The 16,812-nt window shown below is 70.9% G+C and carries 17 protein-coding genes; 7 read left to right on the top strand and 10 right to left on the bottom strand.

Going from position 1 to position 16,812, the window contains the following annotated elements; all coding sequences use genetic code 11:
* Nucleotides 1-430 (top strand): TCP-1/cpn60 chaperonin family protein (locus AB0L53_RS51370; RefSeq protein ID WP_364011784.1); only part of this gene is annotated, 430 nt, incomplete at its 5' end.
* Nucleotides 431-529: 99 nt separating this feature from the next.
* Here AB0L53_RS51370 and AB0L53_RS51365 read toward each other — a convergent pair.
* The 3 genes from AB0L53_RS51365 to AB0L53_RS51355 form a co-directional block, all read right to left on the bottom strand.
* Nucleotides 530-943, bottom strand: coding sequence for a GNAT family N-acetyltransferase (locus AB0L53_RS51365; protein ID WP_364011781.1), 414 nt, complete (start codon nucleotides 941-943; stop codon nucleotides 530-532).
* A gap of 29 nt (nucleotides 944-972) precedes the next feature.
* The gene (locus AB0L53_RS51360; protein WP_364011778.1) at nucleotides 973-1,503 is read right to left on the bottom strand and encodes a YbhB/YbcL family Raf kinase inhibitor-like protein; all 531 of its coding nucleotides are present in this window, start codon (nucleotides 1,501-1,503) and stop codon (nucleotides 973-975) included.
* A 137-nt stretch (nucleotides 1,504-1,640) separates the two neighbouring features.
* Nucleotides 1,641-3,653 (bottom strand): AAA family ATPase, encoded by a 2,013-nt coding sequence (locus tag AB0L53_RS51355; RefSeq protein ID WP_364011775.1) that lies wholly within the window; start codon nucleotides 3,651-3,653, stop codon nucleotides 1,641-1,643.
* 154 nt (nucleotides 3,654-3,807) lie between these two features.
* Between AB0L53_RS51355 and AB0L53_RS51350 the strand changes: the two genes are divergently transcribed.
* Nucleotides 3,808-4,101 (top strand): hypothetical protein, encoded by a 294-nt coding sequence (locus AB0L53_RS51350; protein WP_364011772.1) that lies wholly within the window; start codon nucleotides 3,808-3,810, stop codon nucleotides 4,099-4,101.
* A 210-nt stretch (nucleotides 4,102-4,311) separates the two neighbouring features.
* Here the strand turns inward: AB0L53_RS51350 and AB0L53_RS51345 are convergent, their stop codons facing one another.
* Nucleotides 4,312-5,964: a DNA repair helicase XPB gene (locus AB0L53_RS51345; protein WP_358545759.1), complete on the bottom strand. Its 1,653-nt coding sequence runs from the start codon at nucleotides 5,962-5,964 to the stop codon at nucleotides 4,312-4,314.
* 62 nt (nucleotides 5,965-6,026) lie between these two features.
* Nucleotides 6,027-6,383: a hypothetical protein gene (locus AB0L53_RS51340; protein ID WP_364011768.1), complete on the bottom strand. Its 357-nt coding sequence runs from the start codon at nucleotides 6,381-6,383 to the stop codon at nucleotides 6,027-6,029.
* 126 nt (nucleotides 6,384-6,509) lie between these two features.
* Here AB0L53_RS51340 and AB0L53_RS51335 point away from each other — a divergent pair, with 126 nt between their 5' ends.
* Together AB0L53_RS51335 and AB0L53_RS51330 are read left to right on the top strand one after the other, a co-directional pair.
* Complete coding sequence (locus AB0L53_RS51335) at nucleotides 6,510-7,010, top strand: SigE family RNA polymerase sigma factor (RefSeq protein ID WP_364011765.1); 501 nt, start codon at nucleotides 6,510-6,512, stop codon at nucleotides 7,008-7,010.
* A gap of 1 nt (nucleotide 7,011) precedes the next feature.
* Nucleotides 7,012-7,944, top strand: a complete 933-nt coding sequence (locus AB0L53_RS51330) for a hypothetical protein (protein ID WP_364011763.1) — start codon at nucleotides 7,012-7,014, stop codon at nucleotides 7,942-7,944.
* On the opposite strand, the gene AB0L53_RS51325 is transcribed toward AB0L53_RS51330, so the two are convergent.
* Nucleotides 7,941-9,419 (bottom strand): AMP-binding protein, encoded by a 1,479-nt coding sequence (locus tag AB0L53_RS51325; protein WP_364011760.1) that lies wholly within the window; start codon nucleotides 9,417-9,419, stop codon nucleotides 7,941-7,943. The two genes, AB0L53_RS51330 and AB0L53_RS51325, sit on opposite strands and share 4 nt — an antisense overlap.
* A 31-nt stretch (nucleotides 9,420-9,450) precedes the next feature.
* Complete coding sequence (locus AB0L53_RS51320; protein WP_364011757.1) at nucleotides 9,451-11,886, bottom strand: helicase-associated domain-containing protein; 2,436 nt, start codon at nucleotides 11,884-11,886, stop codon at nucleotides 9,451-9,453.
* 44 nt (nucleotides 11,887-11,930) lie between these two features.
* On the opposite strand from AB0L53_RS51320, the gene AB0L53_RS51315 reads away from it, so the two are divergent.
* Nucleotides 11,931-12,845: a hypothetical protein gene (locus AB0L53_RS51315; protein WP_364011754.1), complete on the top strand. Its 915-nt coding sequence runs from the start codon at nucleotides 11,931-11,933 to the stop codon at nucleotides 12,843-12,845.
* Between the two features lie 18 nt (nucleotides 12,846-12,863).
* On the opposite strand, the gene AB0L53_RS51310 is transcribed toward AB0L53_RS51315, so the two are convergent.
* Together AB0L53_RS51310 and AB0L53_RS51305 are read right to left on the bottom strand one after the other, a co-directional pair.
* The gene (locus AB0L53_RS51310; RefSeq protein WP_225300763.1) at nucleotides 12,864-13,481 is read right to left on the bottom strand and encodes a TetR/AcrR family transcriptional regulator; all 618 of its coding nucleotides are present in this window, start codon (nucleotides 13,479-13,481) and stop codon (nucleotides 12,864-12,866) included.
* Between the two features lie 34 nt (nucleotides 13,482-13,515).
* Nucleotides 13,516-13,953 carry a hypothetical protein gene (locus AB0L53_RS51305; protein ID WP_364011750.1) on the bottom strand — a complete coding sequence of 146 codons (438 nt, stop codon included), beginning with the start codon at nucleotides 13,951-13,953 and terminating at the stop codon, nucleotides 13,516-13,518.
* Between the two features lie 100 nt (nucleotides 13,954-14,053).
* On the opposite strand from AB0L53_RS51305, the gene AB0L53_RS51300 reads away from it, so the two are divergent.
* Both AB0L53_RS51300 and AB0L53_RS51295 read left to right on the top strand, forming a co-directional pair.
* Nucleotides 14,054-14,674, top strand: coding sequence for an HAD hydrolase-like protein (locus AB0L53_RS51300; protein ID WP_364011747.1), 621 nt, complete (start codon nucleotides 14,054-14,056; stop codon nucleotides 14,672-14,674).
* 91 nt (nucleotides 14,675-14,765) lie between these two features.
* The gene (locus AB0L53_RS51295) at nucleotides 14,766-15,161 is read left to right on the top strand and encodes a cold-shock protein (protein ID WP_358545734.1); all 396 of its coding nucleotides are present in this window, start codon (nucleotides 14,766-14,768) and stop codon (nucleotides 15,159-15,161) included.
* Here AB0L53_RS51295 and AB0L53_RS51290 read toward each other — a convergent pair.
* A complete protein-coding gene (locus tag AB0L53_RS51290) occupies nucleotides 15,158-16,786 on the bottom strand; it encodes an MFS transporter (protein ID WP_364011743.1) in 1,629 nt (542 codons plus the stop codon). The genes AB0L53_RS51295 and AB0L53_RS51290 overlap by 4 nt on opposite strands.
* Nucleotides 16,787-16,812: the final 26 nt, after the last annotated feature.

Genomic DNA, 16,812 nt, shown 5'->3' with positions numbered 1-16,812 from the left:
CAACGCGAAGGCGGCCGTCGAGGAGGGCATCGTCCCCGGCGGTGGCGTGGCGCTGCTGCAGGCGGGCGCCAAGGCGTTCGACAAGCTCGAGCTCACCGGCGACGAGGCCACCGGTGCCGCGATCGTCAAGAAGGCGCTCGAGGAGCCGCTGAAGCAGATCGCCGTCAACGCCGGCCTCGAGGGCGGCGTCGTGGTGGAGAAGGTCCGCAACCTGACCCCGGGTGAGGGCCTCAACGCCGCTACGGGCGAGTACGTCAACATGTTCGAGGCGGGCATCATCGACCCGGCCAAGGTGACGCGCTCGGCGCTGCAGAACGCCGCTTCCATCGCGGCGCTCTTCCTCACCACCGAGGCGGTCATCGCCGAGAAGCCCGAGAAGACCCCTGCCGCCCCCGCTGGCATGCCCGGCGGCGGAGACATGGACTTCTAGGTCTCCTCACCAGAGACTTCCAGGTCTCTTCTCACCAGACCGGCTCGGACGCACGTTGTCCGGGCCGGTCTGTTGTTGTGCGAAGAGCCGTACATATGATCATTTAAGGGGCTTGACCCAGCGCGACCACGTGGGCTGGGGCGAGTAGCCGGCGGCGGACCACGCCCCATGGGCGGAGACGTTGTCGTCCAGCACCATGGCGTCGGCGCGGAAGGCGCCGAAGGCGGCGAAGCGGGACTCGGCCGCGGCCAGGAGCGTGGTGGCGATGCCCTTACGGCGGTGGGACGGGTGGACGGCGAGGCGATAGAGGTGCGCGCGCCAGCCGTCCCAGCCCGCGATGAGCGTGCCCACCAGCTCCCCGTCGAGCTCGGCGAGGAGCAGGGCCTCCGGGTCGCGCTCGATCAGCGCCACCACCTTGCCGGGCGAGTCGCGCCGGTCGGTGCCCTCGGCGGCCAGGAGCCAGAAGTCGAGCACGGCGGGCACGTCGCCGAGTCCGCCGTGCCGTATCTTCACCCCCGAAACGGCTCCTGAATCGGCCGCCATCAGACGCCGAAGTGGGCGACGATGTGGCCGCGTGCGAGCGTGTTGGCGGTGATGTTGAAGCCGACCACCGCCGGGCTGGCGTCACTGTCGACGCCCAGCTCGGCCACGCCCAGCGCGTGCACCGTGAAGACGTAGCGGTGCGGGTCGCCGGGCGGGGGAGCGGCGCCGCCGTAGTCCTTGCTGTTGTAGTCGTTGCGCGCGTGCGTGGCCCCCGCGGGCAGGCCCTTGAACTCGGGGGCGGTGCCGGCGCCCGTGGGCAACTCGGAGACGGAGGCCGGGAGGTCGAAGAGCACCCAGTGCCAGAACCCGCTGCCCGTGGGCGCGTCGGGGTCGTAGCAGGTCACGGCGTAGCTCTGCGTCTCGGCCGGGGCGCCGGACCACTGGAGGTTGGGTGACAGGTTCTGGCCGGTCATGCCCCAGCCGTTGAAGACGTGCAGGTCCCCCAGCCTCTCCCCGTCCGCGATGTCGTCGCTCTGGACCGTGAGTGCGGGGACCGACGGCAGGTGTTCGTGTGGCAGCGGTGCGGGCACGGCGTCCTCCTTGGTAGAGATCCTCCACTACTCCAGCCATCCTAGGAGTGCGTCTAGGAGTGCGTCGGTCTCGGGAGGCGGCGTGCCCGCTCGCGCGTCAGACGGCCGGTTGGGCGGCTGACGGCCCGCCTGGGTGGTCACATGGCCGGTTGAGCGGCCAGCTGGGCCGGCAGGGCCTTTCCGTGCAGGACGGTGAGCGAGGTGACCGCACGGGTGAGCACCACGTACAGCCTGGCCAGGCCGCGGGGCTCGGCCGCCACGATGTCGGCCGGCTCGACGACGATCACGTGGTCGTACTCCAGGCCCTTGGCCAGCGTCGCCGGGACGATCAGCAGCCGGTGCTCTTCGGTCGTGTCGGGGTCGAGCACGGCGTGGGCCAGCCCGTCGAGCTGCCCTGACACCTCCGCCACCAGGGCGTCGGGCACGATCACGCCGATCGAGCCCTCCCGGGCCATGGCCTCGCGCGCGGCGTCGGCGACCGCGCCGCCGGGGCGTACGCTCAGCGAGCCCACGCCGGGACGCAGCGACCGCGGCGGGGCCAGCGCCGGGGCGATCGACGGCAGCAGGCGGGCGGCGTAGTCGAGCACCTCGCGCGGCACGCGGAAGCCCAGCGTCAGCTCGGTGACTTCACCCTCGTCCTGGCCCAGGTGCTTGAGCACGGTCTCCCACGAGCTGGTGGACCACGGGGTGGTGCCCTGGGCGAGGTCGCCGAGTACGGTGGCCGAGCCGTTGCGGCAGCGCCGGCCGAGCGCGCGCAGCTGCATCTCCGACAGGTCCTGCGCCTCGTCGACGACCAGGTGGCCGAGCGAGGGCGTGCGTTCGATCAGGTCGCCGAGCTCGTCGAGCAGCGCGGCGTCGGCCGCCGACCACTTCGCGGACTTCCAGCCTCGGTACGGTTTCTGCCACAGCAACATTTGCTGCTCGTCAGGCGACAAATCGGTTTTGGCGGCTTTTGCGAGGAATTCGGGGTCCGAGAGGAGCTTGAAGAGGACCTGCTGCGGCACCAGTTTGGGCCAGACCGCGTCGACGAGCTGCTTGACCGGCTTGGACCTGGCCACGGCGTCCTGCACCCGGTCGTCGGGCGACTCCCCGCGCTGCTCCATGCGTACCAGCACCATGTGCGCGAGCCGCTGCGCCAGTGCCGCGCGGCCGGGCCCGTAGCGGGTGGTGCCGCGCAGCGAGGCGACGATCTCGCGTACCTCGTAGTCGGCCACCCGGAAGCGGTAGGCGCCCTTGCTGTAGACGACGCCCTCCTCCGGCTTCACGATGTGCAGCCACAGCGCCCGCTCCAGCACGGCGGCCATGCGGGCGTCGCCCTTCAGCGCCGACACCATCGGATCCTCCGGCGCGGCGTGCTCGCCGAGCAGGCCCGCCACCGTGGTCTGGTCGACCTTGACCTCGCCGAGCGCGGGGAGCACGGAGGAGATGTAGGACAGAAAGGCGCGGTTGGGGCCGACGATCATGACGCCCGACCTGGCCAGCCGCTCGCGGTGGGTGAACAGCAGGTACGCGGCCCGGTGCAGGCCGACGGCGGTCTTCCCGGTGCCCGGCGCACCCTGTACGCAGACGGTCTGGGTGAGCGTGGCGCGGACGATCTCGTCCTGGTCCGGCTGGATCGTGGCGACGATGTCCCGCATCGGGCCGGTGCGCGGCCGCTCGATCTCCTCGGTAAGGATCTTCGACGGCCCGATGTCGCCGCCCTCGCCGAGCGGCTCGTCCTCGAACGCGGTCAGCATGCCGCCGTGATAGCCGAACCGGCGCCGCCGCGCGACGCTCATCGGATCGGCGGGACTGGCCTGGTAGAACGCCCGGGACACCGGCGCGCGCCAGTCGATCACCAGCGGACGACTGCTGCCGTCGTGCACGTGACGGCGGCCGACGTAGATCGTGGGGGGCAGGTCGTCGTCCGCCGAGCGGTCGAGGCGGCCGAAGAACAGCGGGGTGTCGGGGTGGTCGGCCAGGGCCGCCACCCGCTTGTCGAGCAGCGACTGCAGGATCTGCTGGGACACCCAGTCGCCGGCCGCGTCGGCCGACAGCGATTGGGCGTGCAGCCGCATGGCCTGGAGCGCGGCTCTCGACTCGGCCAAATGGGACTGCTCGGCCGCGAGTACGTCGGCGGGTATGTCGGGGGCCAGCTGGTGTGCGGGCATGCGAAAGTGCCTCCCTGGTCGAAGTAACGGAGGTGGTATAGGCAGCGAATCGACCAGCTTAGTGGTGTGTCCGGCAGGCTTCCAAAGCATTTAGCCGGGGTAGAGAGGGACCGTGGCCCGCGTACGGTTTGTTTTCTCCCCGATCATCCCGACAGTGGCGAGTTTCCTGCTGGCGGCGTTGTGGGCGTTGTCGGTGTTCGCGGGGTGGGGGCTGGAGGCGTTCTGCGCGGGGGGTGAGTCCGCGGCGGGCTGCTCGCAGCGGCTCGGCTCGGTCTCGACGCTGTCAGGGTTGTTCGCCGTGGCCGCCGCCTGCTGCACGGCCGGTGCCTGGCTGGTCCCTTCCGCAAGGAGCGACCCACGCGTGTTCAGCCGGTTCATGGGCGTGGGTGTGGCCGCCTGGATCGCCGCCGAAGGGGTGCTCTTCCTGGGCGGCCTGCTCGCCAGATAACGACAACCTGCCAATAACCGAGAATTCGGGCATATCAGGTGCATTTGCCGGATCATGGGGGTATGTCGCTGGCTGATTGAGGCGCGCAGCGGCGTAGCACGCTGGTGAGGGGGGTGGTTCGATTGTCGACAGCCCGCGGAGTCTCGTGGACGTAACGACGTCGATGCCTGGCCGCTCGGAGGGTGAGCGGCCGGGCCTCGCCTCCTGGTGCTACACCCCGCCGTGCACGTCGTCGGCGTCGATGATCTGATACGCGTAACCCTGCTCGGCCAGGAACCGCTGGCGGTGCGCCGCGAACTCCTGGTCGACCGTGTCCCTGCTGACCACCGTGTAGAAGCGGGCGCCGCCGCCGTCGGCCTTGGGCCGCAGCACCCGGCCGAGCCGCTGCGCCTCCTCCTGGCGCGACCCGAACGTGCCGGACACCTGAATGGCCACGGCCGCCTCGGGCAGGTCGATGGAGAAGTTCGCCACCTTGGACACGACCAGGACCTGGATCTCCTTGTCGCGGAAGGCCTGGTAGAGCCGCTCGCGCTCCTTGACCCTGGTCTCGCCCTTGATCACCGGAGCGTTCAGGTGCTCGCCCAGCTCGTCCAACTGGTCGATGTACTGGCCGATGACCAGCACCTGCTCGCCCAGGTGCCGGCGGACCAGCGCCTCGGTCACGTGCGTCTTGGACGGCGTGGTGGCGCAGAAGCGGTAGCGCTCCTCGGACTCGGCCATCGCGTACGCCAGCCGCTCCTCGTCCGTCAGCGTGACCCGGACCTCCACGCAGTCGGCGGGGGCGATCCAGCCCTGGTTCTCCATCTCCTTCCAGGGCGCGTCGTAGCGCTTGGGGCCGATCAGCGAGAACACGTCGCCCTCGCGGCCGTCCTCGCGCACCAGCGTCGCGGTCAGCCCGACGCGCCTGCGGGCCTGCAGGTCGGCGGTCATCCGGAAGATCGGCGCGGGCAGCAGGTGCACCTCGTCGTAGACGACCAGGCCCCAGTCGCGCGCGTCGAACAGCTCCAGGTGGCTGTAGACGCCCTTCCGCCGGGTGGTCATCACCTGGTAGGTGGCGATGGTGACCGGGCGGATCTCCTTCTTGCTGCCGGAGTATTCGCCGATCTCGTCCTCGGTCAGCGTGGTGCGCTTGAGCAGCTCCTGCTTCCACTGGTGCGCGCTCACCGTGTTGGTGACCAGGATCAGCGTGGTGGCCTGGGCGTGCGCCATCGCGGCCGCGCCGACGATGGTCTTGCCGGCCCCACAGGGCAGCACGACCACGCCGGAGCCGCCGTGCCAGAAGGCGTCGGCCGCGTCCTGCTGGTAGGGCCGCAGGCTCCAGCCGTCCTGCAGCAGCTCGATCTTGTGGTGCTCGCCGTCGACGTAGCCCGCGAGGTCTTCAGCGGGCCAGCCCAGCTTGAGCAGCGCCTGCTTGACGTTGCCGCGGTCGCTCGGGTGCACGGCCACGGAGTCGCCGCTGAGCCGTTCGCCCAGCATGGGCTGGATCTTCTTGGACCGAAGCACCTCTTCGAGCACGGCCCGATCGGTGGAGGTCAGGATCAGCCCGTTGGTCGGGTCCTTCTCCAGCTTGAGCCGGCCGTATCTGGCCATGGTCTCGGCGATGTCCACGAGCAGCGCGTGGGGCACCGGGTAGCGGCTGAAACTGATCAGCGCGTCGATGACCTGCTCGGCGTCGTGCCCGGCCGCGCGCGCGTTCCACAGCGCCAGCGGGGTGACGCGGTAGGTGTGCACGTGTTCGGGGGCGCGCTCGAGCTCGGCGAACGGCGCGATGGCCTTGCGGCACTCGCCGGCGTTCTCATGGTCGACTTCGAGGAGCAGCGTCTTGTCCGACTGGACGATGAGCGGGCCGTCGTTCACGGACATCCCTTCTACGGTTGACGCCTATCCAACACATCAGACGGCAAGAACAGTCCCCGAACAGGTAATCAGTCGTCGAGGTAGCCGTTGAGGCCGAGGAAGAGGAAGATGCCGAGGTTCAGCGCGAGGCCCACCCCGAACAGCGTCCAGCACCATATGAGCAGGCTCTTGGCACTGGCGGGCTGCGTGCTCGACCGGCCGAGCGCCATGCCCGCGAGAATGGCGCCAGGGATCGCGAAGATGTTGCAACAACCGACGATCGAGAGCAGATTGAGCACCAGCGCGACGATGGCGGTGGCCTTCGGCCCCTCGGACGGCCGAGGGGGCGGGGGATAGCCATAACCGTACTGTGGCGGGGGCTGCTGGCCGTAGGGTGCGCCGTAGGGCTGGTACGGATATTCGCCCGATGGGCCTTCTTGGCTCATGCCACCTCCTGACAGGTCAACATTTATCACGGAATGGCCACGCGCCCTGCCGGGTCTGCTGTCTCGCCATAGATCTGGACCCTCTCACACGTCTTTAGTGATCGAGACCCAGAGCAGGGAGGCGAGTTGCACCCGGACGACCTACGAGTCTTCACGTCGTTCGTCACGACGCGATCGGACAGCCTCATGCGCCTGGCGTACGTGCTCACCGGCGACCAGCACGCCGCAGAGGATCTACTCCAGAGCGCGCTGGCCAGAACCGCGGACCGATGGCGGAGCATCAGGGGCGATCCGGAGGCGTACGTCCGCCGGGTCATGTACCACGAGCAGGTCGGCCGATGGCGCAGCCCGCGCTGGGGGCGCGAGCGCGTGGTCGAGACGCTGCCCGAGCGGATCGCGGGCGACGGCACCGCGCGGGTCGACGACCGGCTCACGCTCGAACAGGCCCTGCGCCGGCTGCCCGCCAAGAAGCGGGCCGTGCTGGTCCTGCGTTACTTCGAGGATCTGCCGGAGTCCGACGTCGCCAGGATCATGGGGTGCTCGATCGGCACCGTACGCAGCCAGACCCACCAGGCCGTGAAGCGGCTGCGCGAACTGGTGGGCGAGACAGTTCGTCTGGAGGCCTGAGATGACAGTCGACGAACGCGCGGTCACCGAGGCCCTGAGCAGGCTGGCCGACCGGGCACGGCCCGTGGATCCCGAGCTGCTTCTGTCGCGTGCCCTACGGAGGCGGGCACGGCTGAAGTGGCCGAGATGGGGGCTGGCCCTGGCGGCGGCGGCCTGTGTGGTGGCCATCGGGGTGGTGGGACTGCGGGCGCGCGAACAGCTGGCGGTGTCCCCCGTGAGCTCGCCGACGGCGAGCACGGAACCCACCGCGAGCATGGTGCCCACTGCGACGAGGTCCGCGACGGACCAGCCCGCCACCGCGTACGTCCGGGACATCCCCGGCCTGCCGCGCAACACGATCGCGCAGTTCGCGACCGTGGAGGACTGCATGCCCAAGGGCAGCCCGGTGCACAGCATGGACGGCGAGCGGCGGCTGCCCCAGTACGGGACCGTCAAGGACTACCGGTGGCTCGTGGAGGCCAAGGACAAACTGGGCGTGACGCGGCTGGTCGGCAGCCGCAAGGGGTTCGTGCTGTGCACCCCGGGCGTCCGGCTGGTCAGCTATCCGACGGACCCGATCTTCTCCTACTGGGGCGAGGACCCGCCCGGCAAGCTGGCCCTGCGCGGGGCGCTCAGCATCGACGCCTACGACGGCCAGATGCAGTCGGAGATCAACCCGGGCCGGGACGGCGACCCGTACTTCCTGGTGGTGGCCGGTCGGGTCGCTCCGCAGGCGACCCGGGTGGAGGTCGAATGGGCGGACGGGCGGAAGATGACGGCCAACGTTCGGAACGGCTTCTACATCGGCCGGACGCGGGTGTACCCCGACAAGAAGGGTGCCTACCGCCCGGCCGTGCTGAGCAAGGTGACCGCCTATGGCTCAGGCGGGCGGGCGCTGGGCGAGGTCAAGGGCATCGCGTGGGGTTCGACGGGAGCCATAGACGCGGACGACTAGCCGAGCCTCGACCGCAGCGCCTTGCGGTCGAGCTTGAGCACGCTCGTGACCGGGATCGAGTCGACGAACCGCACTTCCCGGGGATACTTCACCCGGCCGACCCGGTCACGAGCCCAGGTCATCAGCTCCTCGGCGGTGGCCGTGCCGCCCGGCCTGAGCTGGACGAAGGCCACGACCTCCTCGCCCACGCGCGGCTCTGGGCGACCCACGACGCCGGACATCATCACGTCGGGGTGCTCGTTGAGCGCGTCCTCGACGTCGCGCGGGAAGACGTTGAACCCGCCGCGGATGATGAGGTCCTTCTTCCGGTCGACGATGTACAGATAGCCGTCGTCGTCCACGCAGCCGATGTCGCCGGTACGCAGCTCACCTTCGACCAGCGCGGTGCCGGTGGGGTCCGCGGGGTGCTCGCCCCAGTAGCCGAGCATCAGCGAGTCGCCGCTGACGCAGATCTCCCCGACGTCCCCCGGCTCGGCCTGGTCGCCGGAGGAGTCGCGGATCGTGATCGTGTAGCCGGCCAGCGGCAGGCCCACGCTGCCGATCCGCCGCCGCCCCGGCGGGTTGAACGTGGTCACGGCGCTGGTCTCGGTCATCCCGTAGCCTTCGAGGACCTGCACACCGGGCATCCGGCGCTCGAACTCCTCCAGCGTCTCCCGGCCGAGCGGCGCCGCACCGCAGGTGAGGAAGGCCAGGTCGGGCAGGGGATGAGATTCCAGCGGCTCGGCCAGGAGCATCTGCAGCATGGCGGGCACGACCGTTCCGTACTGGGCGCGCTGCGCGGCGGCCAGCTCAAGGAAGGCCTTCGGGTCGAACCAGCGCATCAGCACCGCCTGCTGCGGCTCCGTGGCGTGCATCCCGGCGACCGTGATGATCAGCCCGTACGAGTGGGAGAGGGGCACCGGCACTATTGCGCGATTTTTCCCCTCTTGGTGGGACATCTCGTAGGCGTCCTTGGCCACCTGCCAGAGCCCGCGATGGCTCAGCATGACGCCCTTGGCCATGCCGGTCGTGCCTCCGGTGTACATGAGAGCCGCCAGATCGGTGGCGTCCCGCTCGACGGGCCCCCGCTCGGCCGCCCGCTCCAGCTCCCCCGTGTCCACAAATATCGGGATCCTGGGCTCGGCGGCCTGGACCGCCTCCACCAGCTCGGGCGAGGTGATGAGGGCGGTGGCGCCGCTGTCGTCCAGAATGTGCCGCAACTCCGCCGGTCCCACCAGGAACACCACGGGCGTCACCACCGCGCCGGCCGCCCAGATCGCCTCGTAGATCAGGCCGACCTCGGGTGAGTTCGCCATCATCACCACGACCCGGTCGCCGGGGCGTACCCCCGCCGCGACCAGCCCGCCGCAGACCTTGCGGGCCCGCTCGGCCAGTGCGTGGGCGCGGTGCCAGACCCCCTCGTAGTGGACCGCGTCGAAGTCGTCGAACCTGCTCCAAGACTCCTCGGCCAACCGGCCCAACGTCAGCTCGCTCACGGTCCCAACCTCGCCTGATCATCGCCGGGCGTCAAGACAGGTCGGAGACCCCGGTGATGCGATGGAGCGCGAAGCGGTGGACGGCGGCCCTGGTCTCGTCGTACGCCGTGAGGTAACCGCCCTCCATCCGCGCCGGCTCCAGGATGCGCGAGGTGGCGTTGCCCTGGGAGTCGAGATAGCCGATCCACACGCGTACGCCCTGCCTGATGGCCTCCTGCAGCGCGGAGATCGTGGCGGTCGCCGGGCCGCGCGGGATCTGCCCGCTGGGGGCGTCGGCGGGCTCGCGCCGCGTCAGGTGGGCCGCGTCGCCCGCCCGCAGCGCGCGTACGGCGGCGGCCGTGACCTCGGCGTCGAGGCCGTTGGGCGAGGGTACGGACCGGGCCGGCGGCAGGCCCTCGGTGCGCCTCCTGTCGAGCTCGGAGATGATCACGTCGCCGTCGAGCGACTCGGCCACCGGGGCGTACCCCATCGCACGCAGCGCGTCGACCAGCGCGGCCCGCGAGGAACGGGAGGCGATGACCGTGGGAGCCAGCCGGCGCAGGCGCAGCGCGGCGGCGCGCCGATCGGCGGTGATCTGGTCGAGCAGGGCCGGGTCGTCGCAGCGGATGTAGGCACTGGCGGTGCCGACCCTGATGCGCCCGTGCCGGCGGGCCACGTCGGCGATCAGGTAGGACAGCGCCTGCGGGACCGGCGTCGCCGAATGGCGCTCCAGCATGGCCAGGAGCTCCTCGGCCCCCTGGCCCGCGTCGAGCGCGCGGCGGACCGAGCCCTCACCGAACCGGTAGACGGTCGCGCCCCCCTTGGACTCGATGTCTGCGGCCAGCGTCATCCAGCGGTTCAGCTCGCTGGTGAGCGGTCCTGGCGCGACGGCGGTCAGGTCGGCCTGGAGCAGCACATGATCGACCGGCTCGGGCAGCAGCGGGGCCAGCACCGAGGCGGTGTCCTCGCCGGACAGCAGCGCCCGGCCGTGCCCCGACAGCACGCCGAGCCCGGTGACGCCGACCTGCTCGGCCTCTCGCAGCGCGAACTCCGTCAACTGCTCCCGCAGCGGCCCACGGCGGCGCGGCTGCTCCCACGCCAGCCGGTCGAACACGGACTCGCGCGTCGGCGCCAGGCCGGGCGCCGACGCGAGCACGCCCAGCGCCGCCGACCGCACACCCGGCGCGGACGAGCGACGCAGCTCGGTGTGCAGCGCGTTGAGCGGCCGGTCCCGGTCGTCGCGCTCGCCGACCAGGCCGGGGACGCGGTCGGTGTGCAGCCAGGTGATCGCCAGCGCGGCCCACCGGTCGGCGGTCGGCCGGACCCGCCACAGGTCGTAGCCGGTGGTGGGCAGCCACTCGCCGTCGACGTTGCCGCCCGCCGCGATCAGCCCGGCCGCGTGCGCGACCTCCACGGTCAGAGCGGCGGCCCACTCGGGCACGTCCAGCTCGGTCGCGGTGCGCTTCAGATCCCGTACGCCCAGCCCGCCGGTACGCAGCACGCCCGGTGGTTCGGCGCTCCACCGCTCGCACAGCTCCTCGACCGTCCGCACGAACGTGAACGCCTGCCCCGCCGCCGTCCGGTCGGCCAGCTTCTGGTCCCGCGCGGCGCCCTCCAGAGCGGGGGGTACGGCGTACAGATCCCGGTGTACGAGGCCGTTACGCAGATAGAGGCCCACCTCCCGAGGCAGGGCCACGCTCTCCTCACCCGTCGCCGCCAGCAGGCCACGGGCGAGCAGCTGATCGATGGGCGAGCGGGCGGAGGCGACCCGCACCTCACGCCTGGCGTTGGGCACCCGGCCCGTCGCGGGCCCCCAGGTGAGCTGGTCGAGCGCCGCCCTGGCCTCGGGCGAGACCTCCTCGATCAGCTTCCCGGGCCGGGCCAGGGCGGCGGCCAGGCGTTCCTTGCCCGAGCCCGTGGTGCCCGGCGCGATGTCGTCGGCCATCTCGGCCAGCTGCTCGGGCGCGTGGTGCCGGAACGCCTCCACCGCCGGGGGACCGAGCCCCGCCGGGTCGTCGAGCACCTTCCGCACACCGGGGGCCAGGGCGAGGGCGCTGTCGGGGCCGTAGACGAGGGCCAGGTCGCGCAGGTGGTCGATCGCCGCCGACAGCGCGGGCTCCGGCTTGCCCGCCGCCAGCGCCCCGCCGACGAGCGCGCGCAGGGCCGCCTTCGTGACGGACTTCGGTCGTACGTCCGGCTTGTCTGCCTGTGCTCTGGCGGTGGCGCGCGGTTCGACGGCGGCCGGCGTTTCGAGGTCCGTCGACGTCTCGACGACGGCCGGCGTTTCGAGGACGGCCAGCGTTTCGAGGACGGCGAGCGTGAAGCGGTCGAGCCGGTCGAGCGCGCGGCCGATCGCCGAAGGGCTGCCCGCACGTACGGCGAGGCCCTCCAGATGCGCGGGCACCGGAGTGATCAGCTCAGGGCGCGCCGAGACGAGCGCCCGCAGCTGTTCGTCGGTGCGCCCCCTGATCCACTCCGTGAACTCCATCGTTGCCATGGTATGTCCACCCCGATTGGGGCAGCATGGCTCACGTGATTGAGCGAGCGGACCAGCTCATACTCAACTACGTCAGCGCGGCCGCCGACGCGGCTCATGGCGTGCTCAGATCCGACCAGCGGCTCGACTTCGCCAAGCGGCTGCGGGCCAGGATCGAGGTCGAACGGCAGGGCAGCCAGAACCCACGCCAGGTGGTCAAGGTGCTCGCCCGGTTCGGCGACCCGGTGGCGCTGGTCGAACGTGAGGCCCGCAGGCTGGCCGAGGCGGGGCCGGACGGCGCGCCCGGTGTCCCGGCCGGAACCCGGCCCGGAACGGCGCCCACGGCCGCACCCGGGGCCGCACGGGGAACCGTGACGCCGGGTGCCGTGGCCAAGGCGGAACGGGTCGCGGGGGCGGGCGGGGCGACGCCGTTCTTCCCCAAGATCGTCGACGACGTGGCGCCCCCTGCGGGAGCTCAGTTGGGCCGGCGCCTCGCGGAGGACCATCTGGCCCCGCGGCACCTGCGCGGGCTGCCGTTCGCGCGGCTGCGGCAGGCGGCCATGTCCAGTGCGAACCCGATGGCCACCCGTGGACGGGACGCCGGCACCATCGTCAGGGAATACCCGCGCGAGACGGCGGCGATGGTGGTCCTGGTGCTGGCCGCGCTGCTGGTCCCGGTCGGCCTGCCGGCCGTCGCGATCTTCCGGGTGCCGGTCCTGGTGTGGGCGTTGGGGGCGCTGCTGGTGGCGTTCTCGGAGGGCTGGGTGCTGCGTGACCGGCTGATCGGGATCGGTGCGCCCCTGGCCGGCTACACGCTCGGTGGCGCGCTCGTCGGTGGTCTGCGGGTGGGCGCGGAGCCGGGGGTGCAGGCGTTCGTGGTGCAGTTCTTCGACGTCAGCGGTGTGATGTTCATGATCGGCACAGCTCTGGGCGTGGTCTGGCTGGGTTACCGGCTGGTGGAGGTCAACTGACTGAGGCAGGGCTGGACGTCAGCTGACTGGGGCGGGGCTTGGCAGGAGGCCCACGGCCAGGCGTACCCAGGCGGTGACGAACTGGTCCTTCTCCGCGTGTCCCGGCGACTCGCCTACCGTCTCCTGGAACAAGCGGTAGTGCACCACGGAGCCGCCGAGCACCGCCGCGATGCCGTTCCAGTCGACCTTGGCGTCCTCGTATTCGGGCTGCGCGCGGAACCAGGTCGTGATGGCGTCGAACATGGGCTGCAGCAGCCCTTCGCGCACCACAGCCACCAGCTCGGGGAACTGGCTCAGGTCCCGGAAGAACACCCGGGTCAGCTCCGACTCCTCCCGCACCTTGGCCAGCCCGGCGCGGCACAGGTGCGACAGCCGCATCTCCAGGTCGGCCGAGGTCTCCATGTCGCCCAGCTGGGCCAGGCTCTCGGCCACCTGCGTACGGGTACGGGCGGCATGCTCGTTGATCGCCGCGGCGAGCACCTCGTACTTCGACTTGAAGTGCCGGTAGAGCCCTCCGGCGCCCGGGGAGAGCCCTGAGGCGGCCTCGATCTCGGCCACCGAAGTGGCGGAGTAGCCCCGCTCCGCGAAGAGCCGCAGGGCCTCGTCGATGATCCGCTCACGCGTCGATCTGGTCATTCTTTCCTGATACCTCCGTGATGGAGCGTAGCCGTCACGGCGCGGCGCGCCGGATCAACCCCGCGACGACCGAGCCGACGATCAGCCACACCAGCGCCGCGAGCCCGTAGTTGACCAGCGTCGTCCACCGTACGTCGGCGAGCTGGAACAGGTTGGCCAGGCCCACCGACAGCGGGGAGGCGAGCGATTCGACGAACTGGTACCAAATGTTGGCCGGGTTGGCCCGGAACACCGTGAAGATCGCGTACAGCACCAGGATCAGCGCGGCCAGCCGGGACGCCAGCCGGACGGCGGCGGCCACGAACGCCACCACGCCTTGCCACACCCTGACCGGTCCGGTCACCGGCTGGGGCAGCGCGGGCCGGTGCGGCCGGGGCGAGACGTTCCGGGTGGGCTGTTCGGGCGGGCTGGGCCGGTTGGCGGCGGCGACCAGCCGGTCTCCCGCTTCCGGCGGTTTGGGGGGCTCGGTCACGGCCACTCCTCCCGATAAGTAATTCCTTTCTTCCCACTCCCACGGTCCCACAACAAGGGCCGTTACCCGTAATGCGGACGCGTTTGGCATCCTTCACCTTGTGCGGACATCGGTGGGTTTCGACCTGGACATGACATTGGCGGACACACGGTCGGGGATCGCGGCCGTCTACGACGAGCTTTCGGCGCGCCTCGGTGTGGTCATCGACAGCAAGGCGATCATCACCAGGCTCGGCCCGCCACTCGAACAAGAGTTGGCGAACTGGCTGCCGCTGGAGGCGATCCCGGAAGCCGTGATCCTGTTCAGGGAGATCTATCCGGAGCTGGGTGTGCCCGTGCACACGGCCATGGCCGGAGCGATGGAGGCCGTCGAGGCCGTACGCGCGCAAGGGGGCAGGATCATCGTCGTGACCGGCAAGAACCCGCGCGACGCGACCAGCACCGTGAAGGCGCTCGGGCTCGCCGTGGACGAGGTGGTCGGGTCGGTCTTCGGAGCGGCCAAGGGTACGGCCCTCGCGCGTTTCGGTGCCGCCGCCTATGTTGGTGACCATGTGGCGGACATCGAGGCCGCGCGGGCCGGGGGAGCCGTCAGCGTGACGGTCGCGACCGGCCCGTACACACTGGGCGAACTACGTGATCACGGAGCCGATGTGGCACTTGGGGACCTGACGGAATTCGCCGACTGGTTCGCCGGATGGCGTTCGAGTGGGCAACTCCGGTAAATGCCGGGAATTTTCCTGGTCGCCCCGGAGCCTCGCGGGGCATAACCTACATCCATTCGCCTTTTACGACTGTTTGAACGAGGTTCCTCCTGTGCCGAGTGGCAAGGTCAAGTGGTACGACGCCGACAAGGGTTTCGGCTTCCTCACCCGCGACGACGGTGGTGAGGTCTTCGTGCATTCCTCCGCGCTACCCACAGGTGCCGGCCCGCTCAAGCCCGGCCAGAAGGTCGAGTTCGGCGTGGCCGAGGGACGACGCGGCCAGCAGGCCCTGTCGGTGCGGATCCTCGAGCAGCCGCCGACGCTGGCCAAGGTGAAGCCCAAGGCCAAGCGTAAGAAGCCGGACGAACTCGTCGTCATCGTGGAGGACCTGATCAAGCTCCTCGACGACGTCTCGACCTCCTACCAGCGGGGCAAGCACCCTGACGCGGCGCACGCGAAGAAGATCGCGCAGGTGCTCAGAGCAGTGGCGGACGACCTCGACGCCTAGCCGTTGGGGTTCGTCAGCGGCTTGGTCGTGTCGAGGGTGGTGTCGACGCGCTGATCCCGCCGGTCGGCGCGTCGGTCCTCGGCGTCCCACGCACCTTGATCCGCTCGGTCGTCCTGGTCTGCGTGGTCTACGTGGTCTGCTCGATCCGTTTGGTCCGCGGTCTTGGGTCCGCGTGTGGCGGCGCGGATCCGCTTGCGGCGGCGCACGATCAGCCAGCCGAACGTGCCGGTCAGCGCCACCGCCAGCGTGACCAGCCCCGCCGCGCTGCTCTCGGCCAGCGACAGCAGCAGCCCGATCAGCCCGCCGAACACCCAGGCGAGCTGCAACACCGCCTCGACCACCCCGAACGTGGACGAGCGCACCTCCTCGCCGATCTCCCGCTGCACGATCGCGTCGAGGGCGAGCTTGCCGAGCTCCTGCGCGAACGCGGTGACCAGCGAGATCGCGACCGCGGTCCAGAGACCGAAGAACACCGCGGTGGCGATCGTGGTCGCGCCGGTCACGGCCAGCGTCAGCAGCGTGATGAGGTGCGGCGAGTGGTTGCGGGTCCAGTTCGCGACCACCGCGCCGACCAGGCCGCCCAGCCCGGCCGCGGCCGCGAGCAGCGCGATCGTCTTCGGGATGTCGAAGAACGGGTCGGGTGCGGCCAGCCACGGCACGCCCTTGTCCTGCACCAGGAACAGCATGAAGAACAGCAGGAAGCCGGAGAACAGGCGGATGGCCACGTTCGCCCAGACCGCCTCGGCCACCGCCGGGCCCACGTTCAGGAGGGTCCGCCAGCGGAGCGGCCTGCCCTCCTCTTCTTCCAGCTCGGGCGAGTCGACGTGTCGCGGCAGCCGTACGGCGAGGACGCCGATCAGGAGGAAGGCGACCATCGCCGTACGCAGCACCGCGGCGCTGCCCAGCCACGCGGTCAGCCCCGCGGCGACCGGCACCATCACGCCCGCCGAGATCAGCGAGAACAGCGCCACCCTCGCGTTGGCCGAGACCAGCGTGATGTCGGCGGGCAGCACGCTCGGCATGATCGCCGCGCGTGACACGTTGTACGCCTTGGACAGCACCAGTACGCCCAGCGCCCCGACGAACAGCGTCGGCAGGTCGCCGGGCCCCACGGCGGCGGCCATCGCGAAGCACAGCAGGCCGCGGCCGAACAGCGTGCCCGCCATGACATAGCGGCGGCCCGACCTGAACCGGTCGAGGATCGGCCCCACGAACGGCGCCAGCAGGGCGAACGGCAGCATCGTGATGACCAGGTAGAGCGCCACGGGCCCACGGGCCTCGCCGACGGGCACACCGAAGAAGACGGTGCTCGCCAGCGCGACCGTGACCAGCGCGTCGCCGCCGCTGTGACCGGCGGTGAGCTCGATCAGCCGGCCCAGCCCGGTGCGGTCGGCGCCGTTGGCGTGGGTGAGACGGCGGGTCGCCTTCCCGACCTTCTGCGCGCCCCTGCCGACCTTCTGCGCCCCTCTGGCCGTGGCCTTGCCCGCCCGCGCGGTGCCGCCGGCGGTCGCCTTGCCCGCCCGCAGGGTGGCCCGGCCCGCGCGCGCGGTGGCGCGGCCCGCGTCGGCGACGCCTCGCCCCACGCGCCGCGTGACCTCACGAGCCGTGTCCCAGCCTCCTTGCACGCTTACCAGTCTTACCCGATCGCCGC

It is taken from the genome of Nonomuraea sp. NPDC052129 (assembly GCF_040680095.1).
GTDB lineage: Bacteria > Actinomycetota > Actinomycetes > Streptosporangiales > Streptosporangiaceae > Nonomuraea.
Note: the sequence above shows the minus strand (reverse complement) of the source record. Positions and strands in the feature narration are given on the sequence as shown.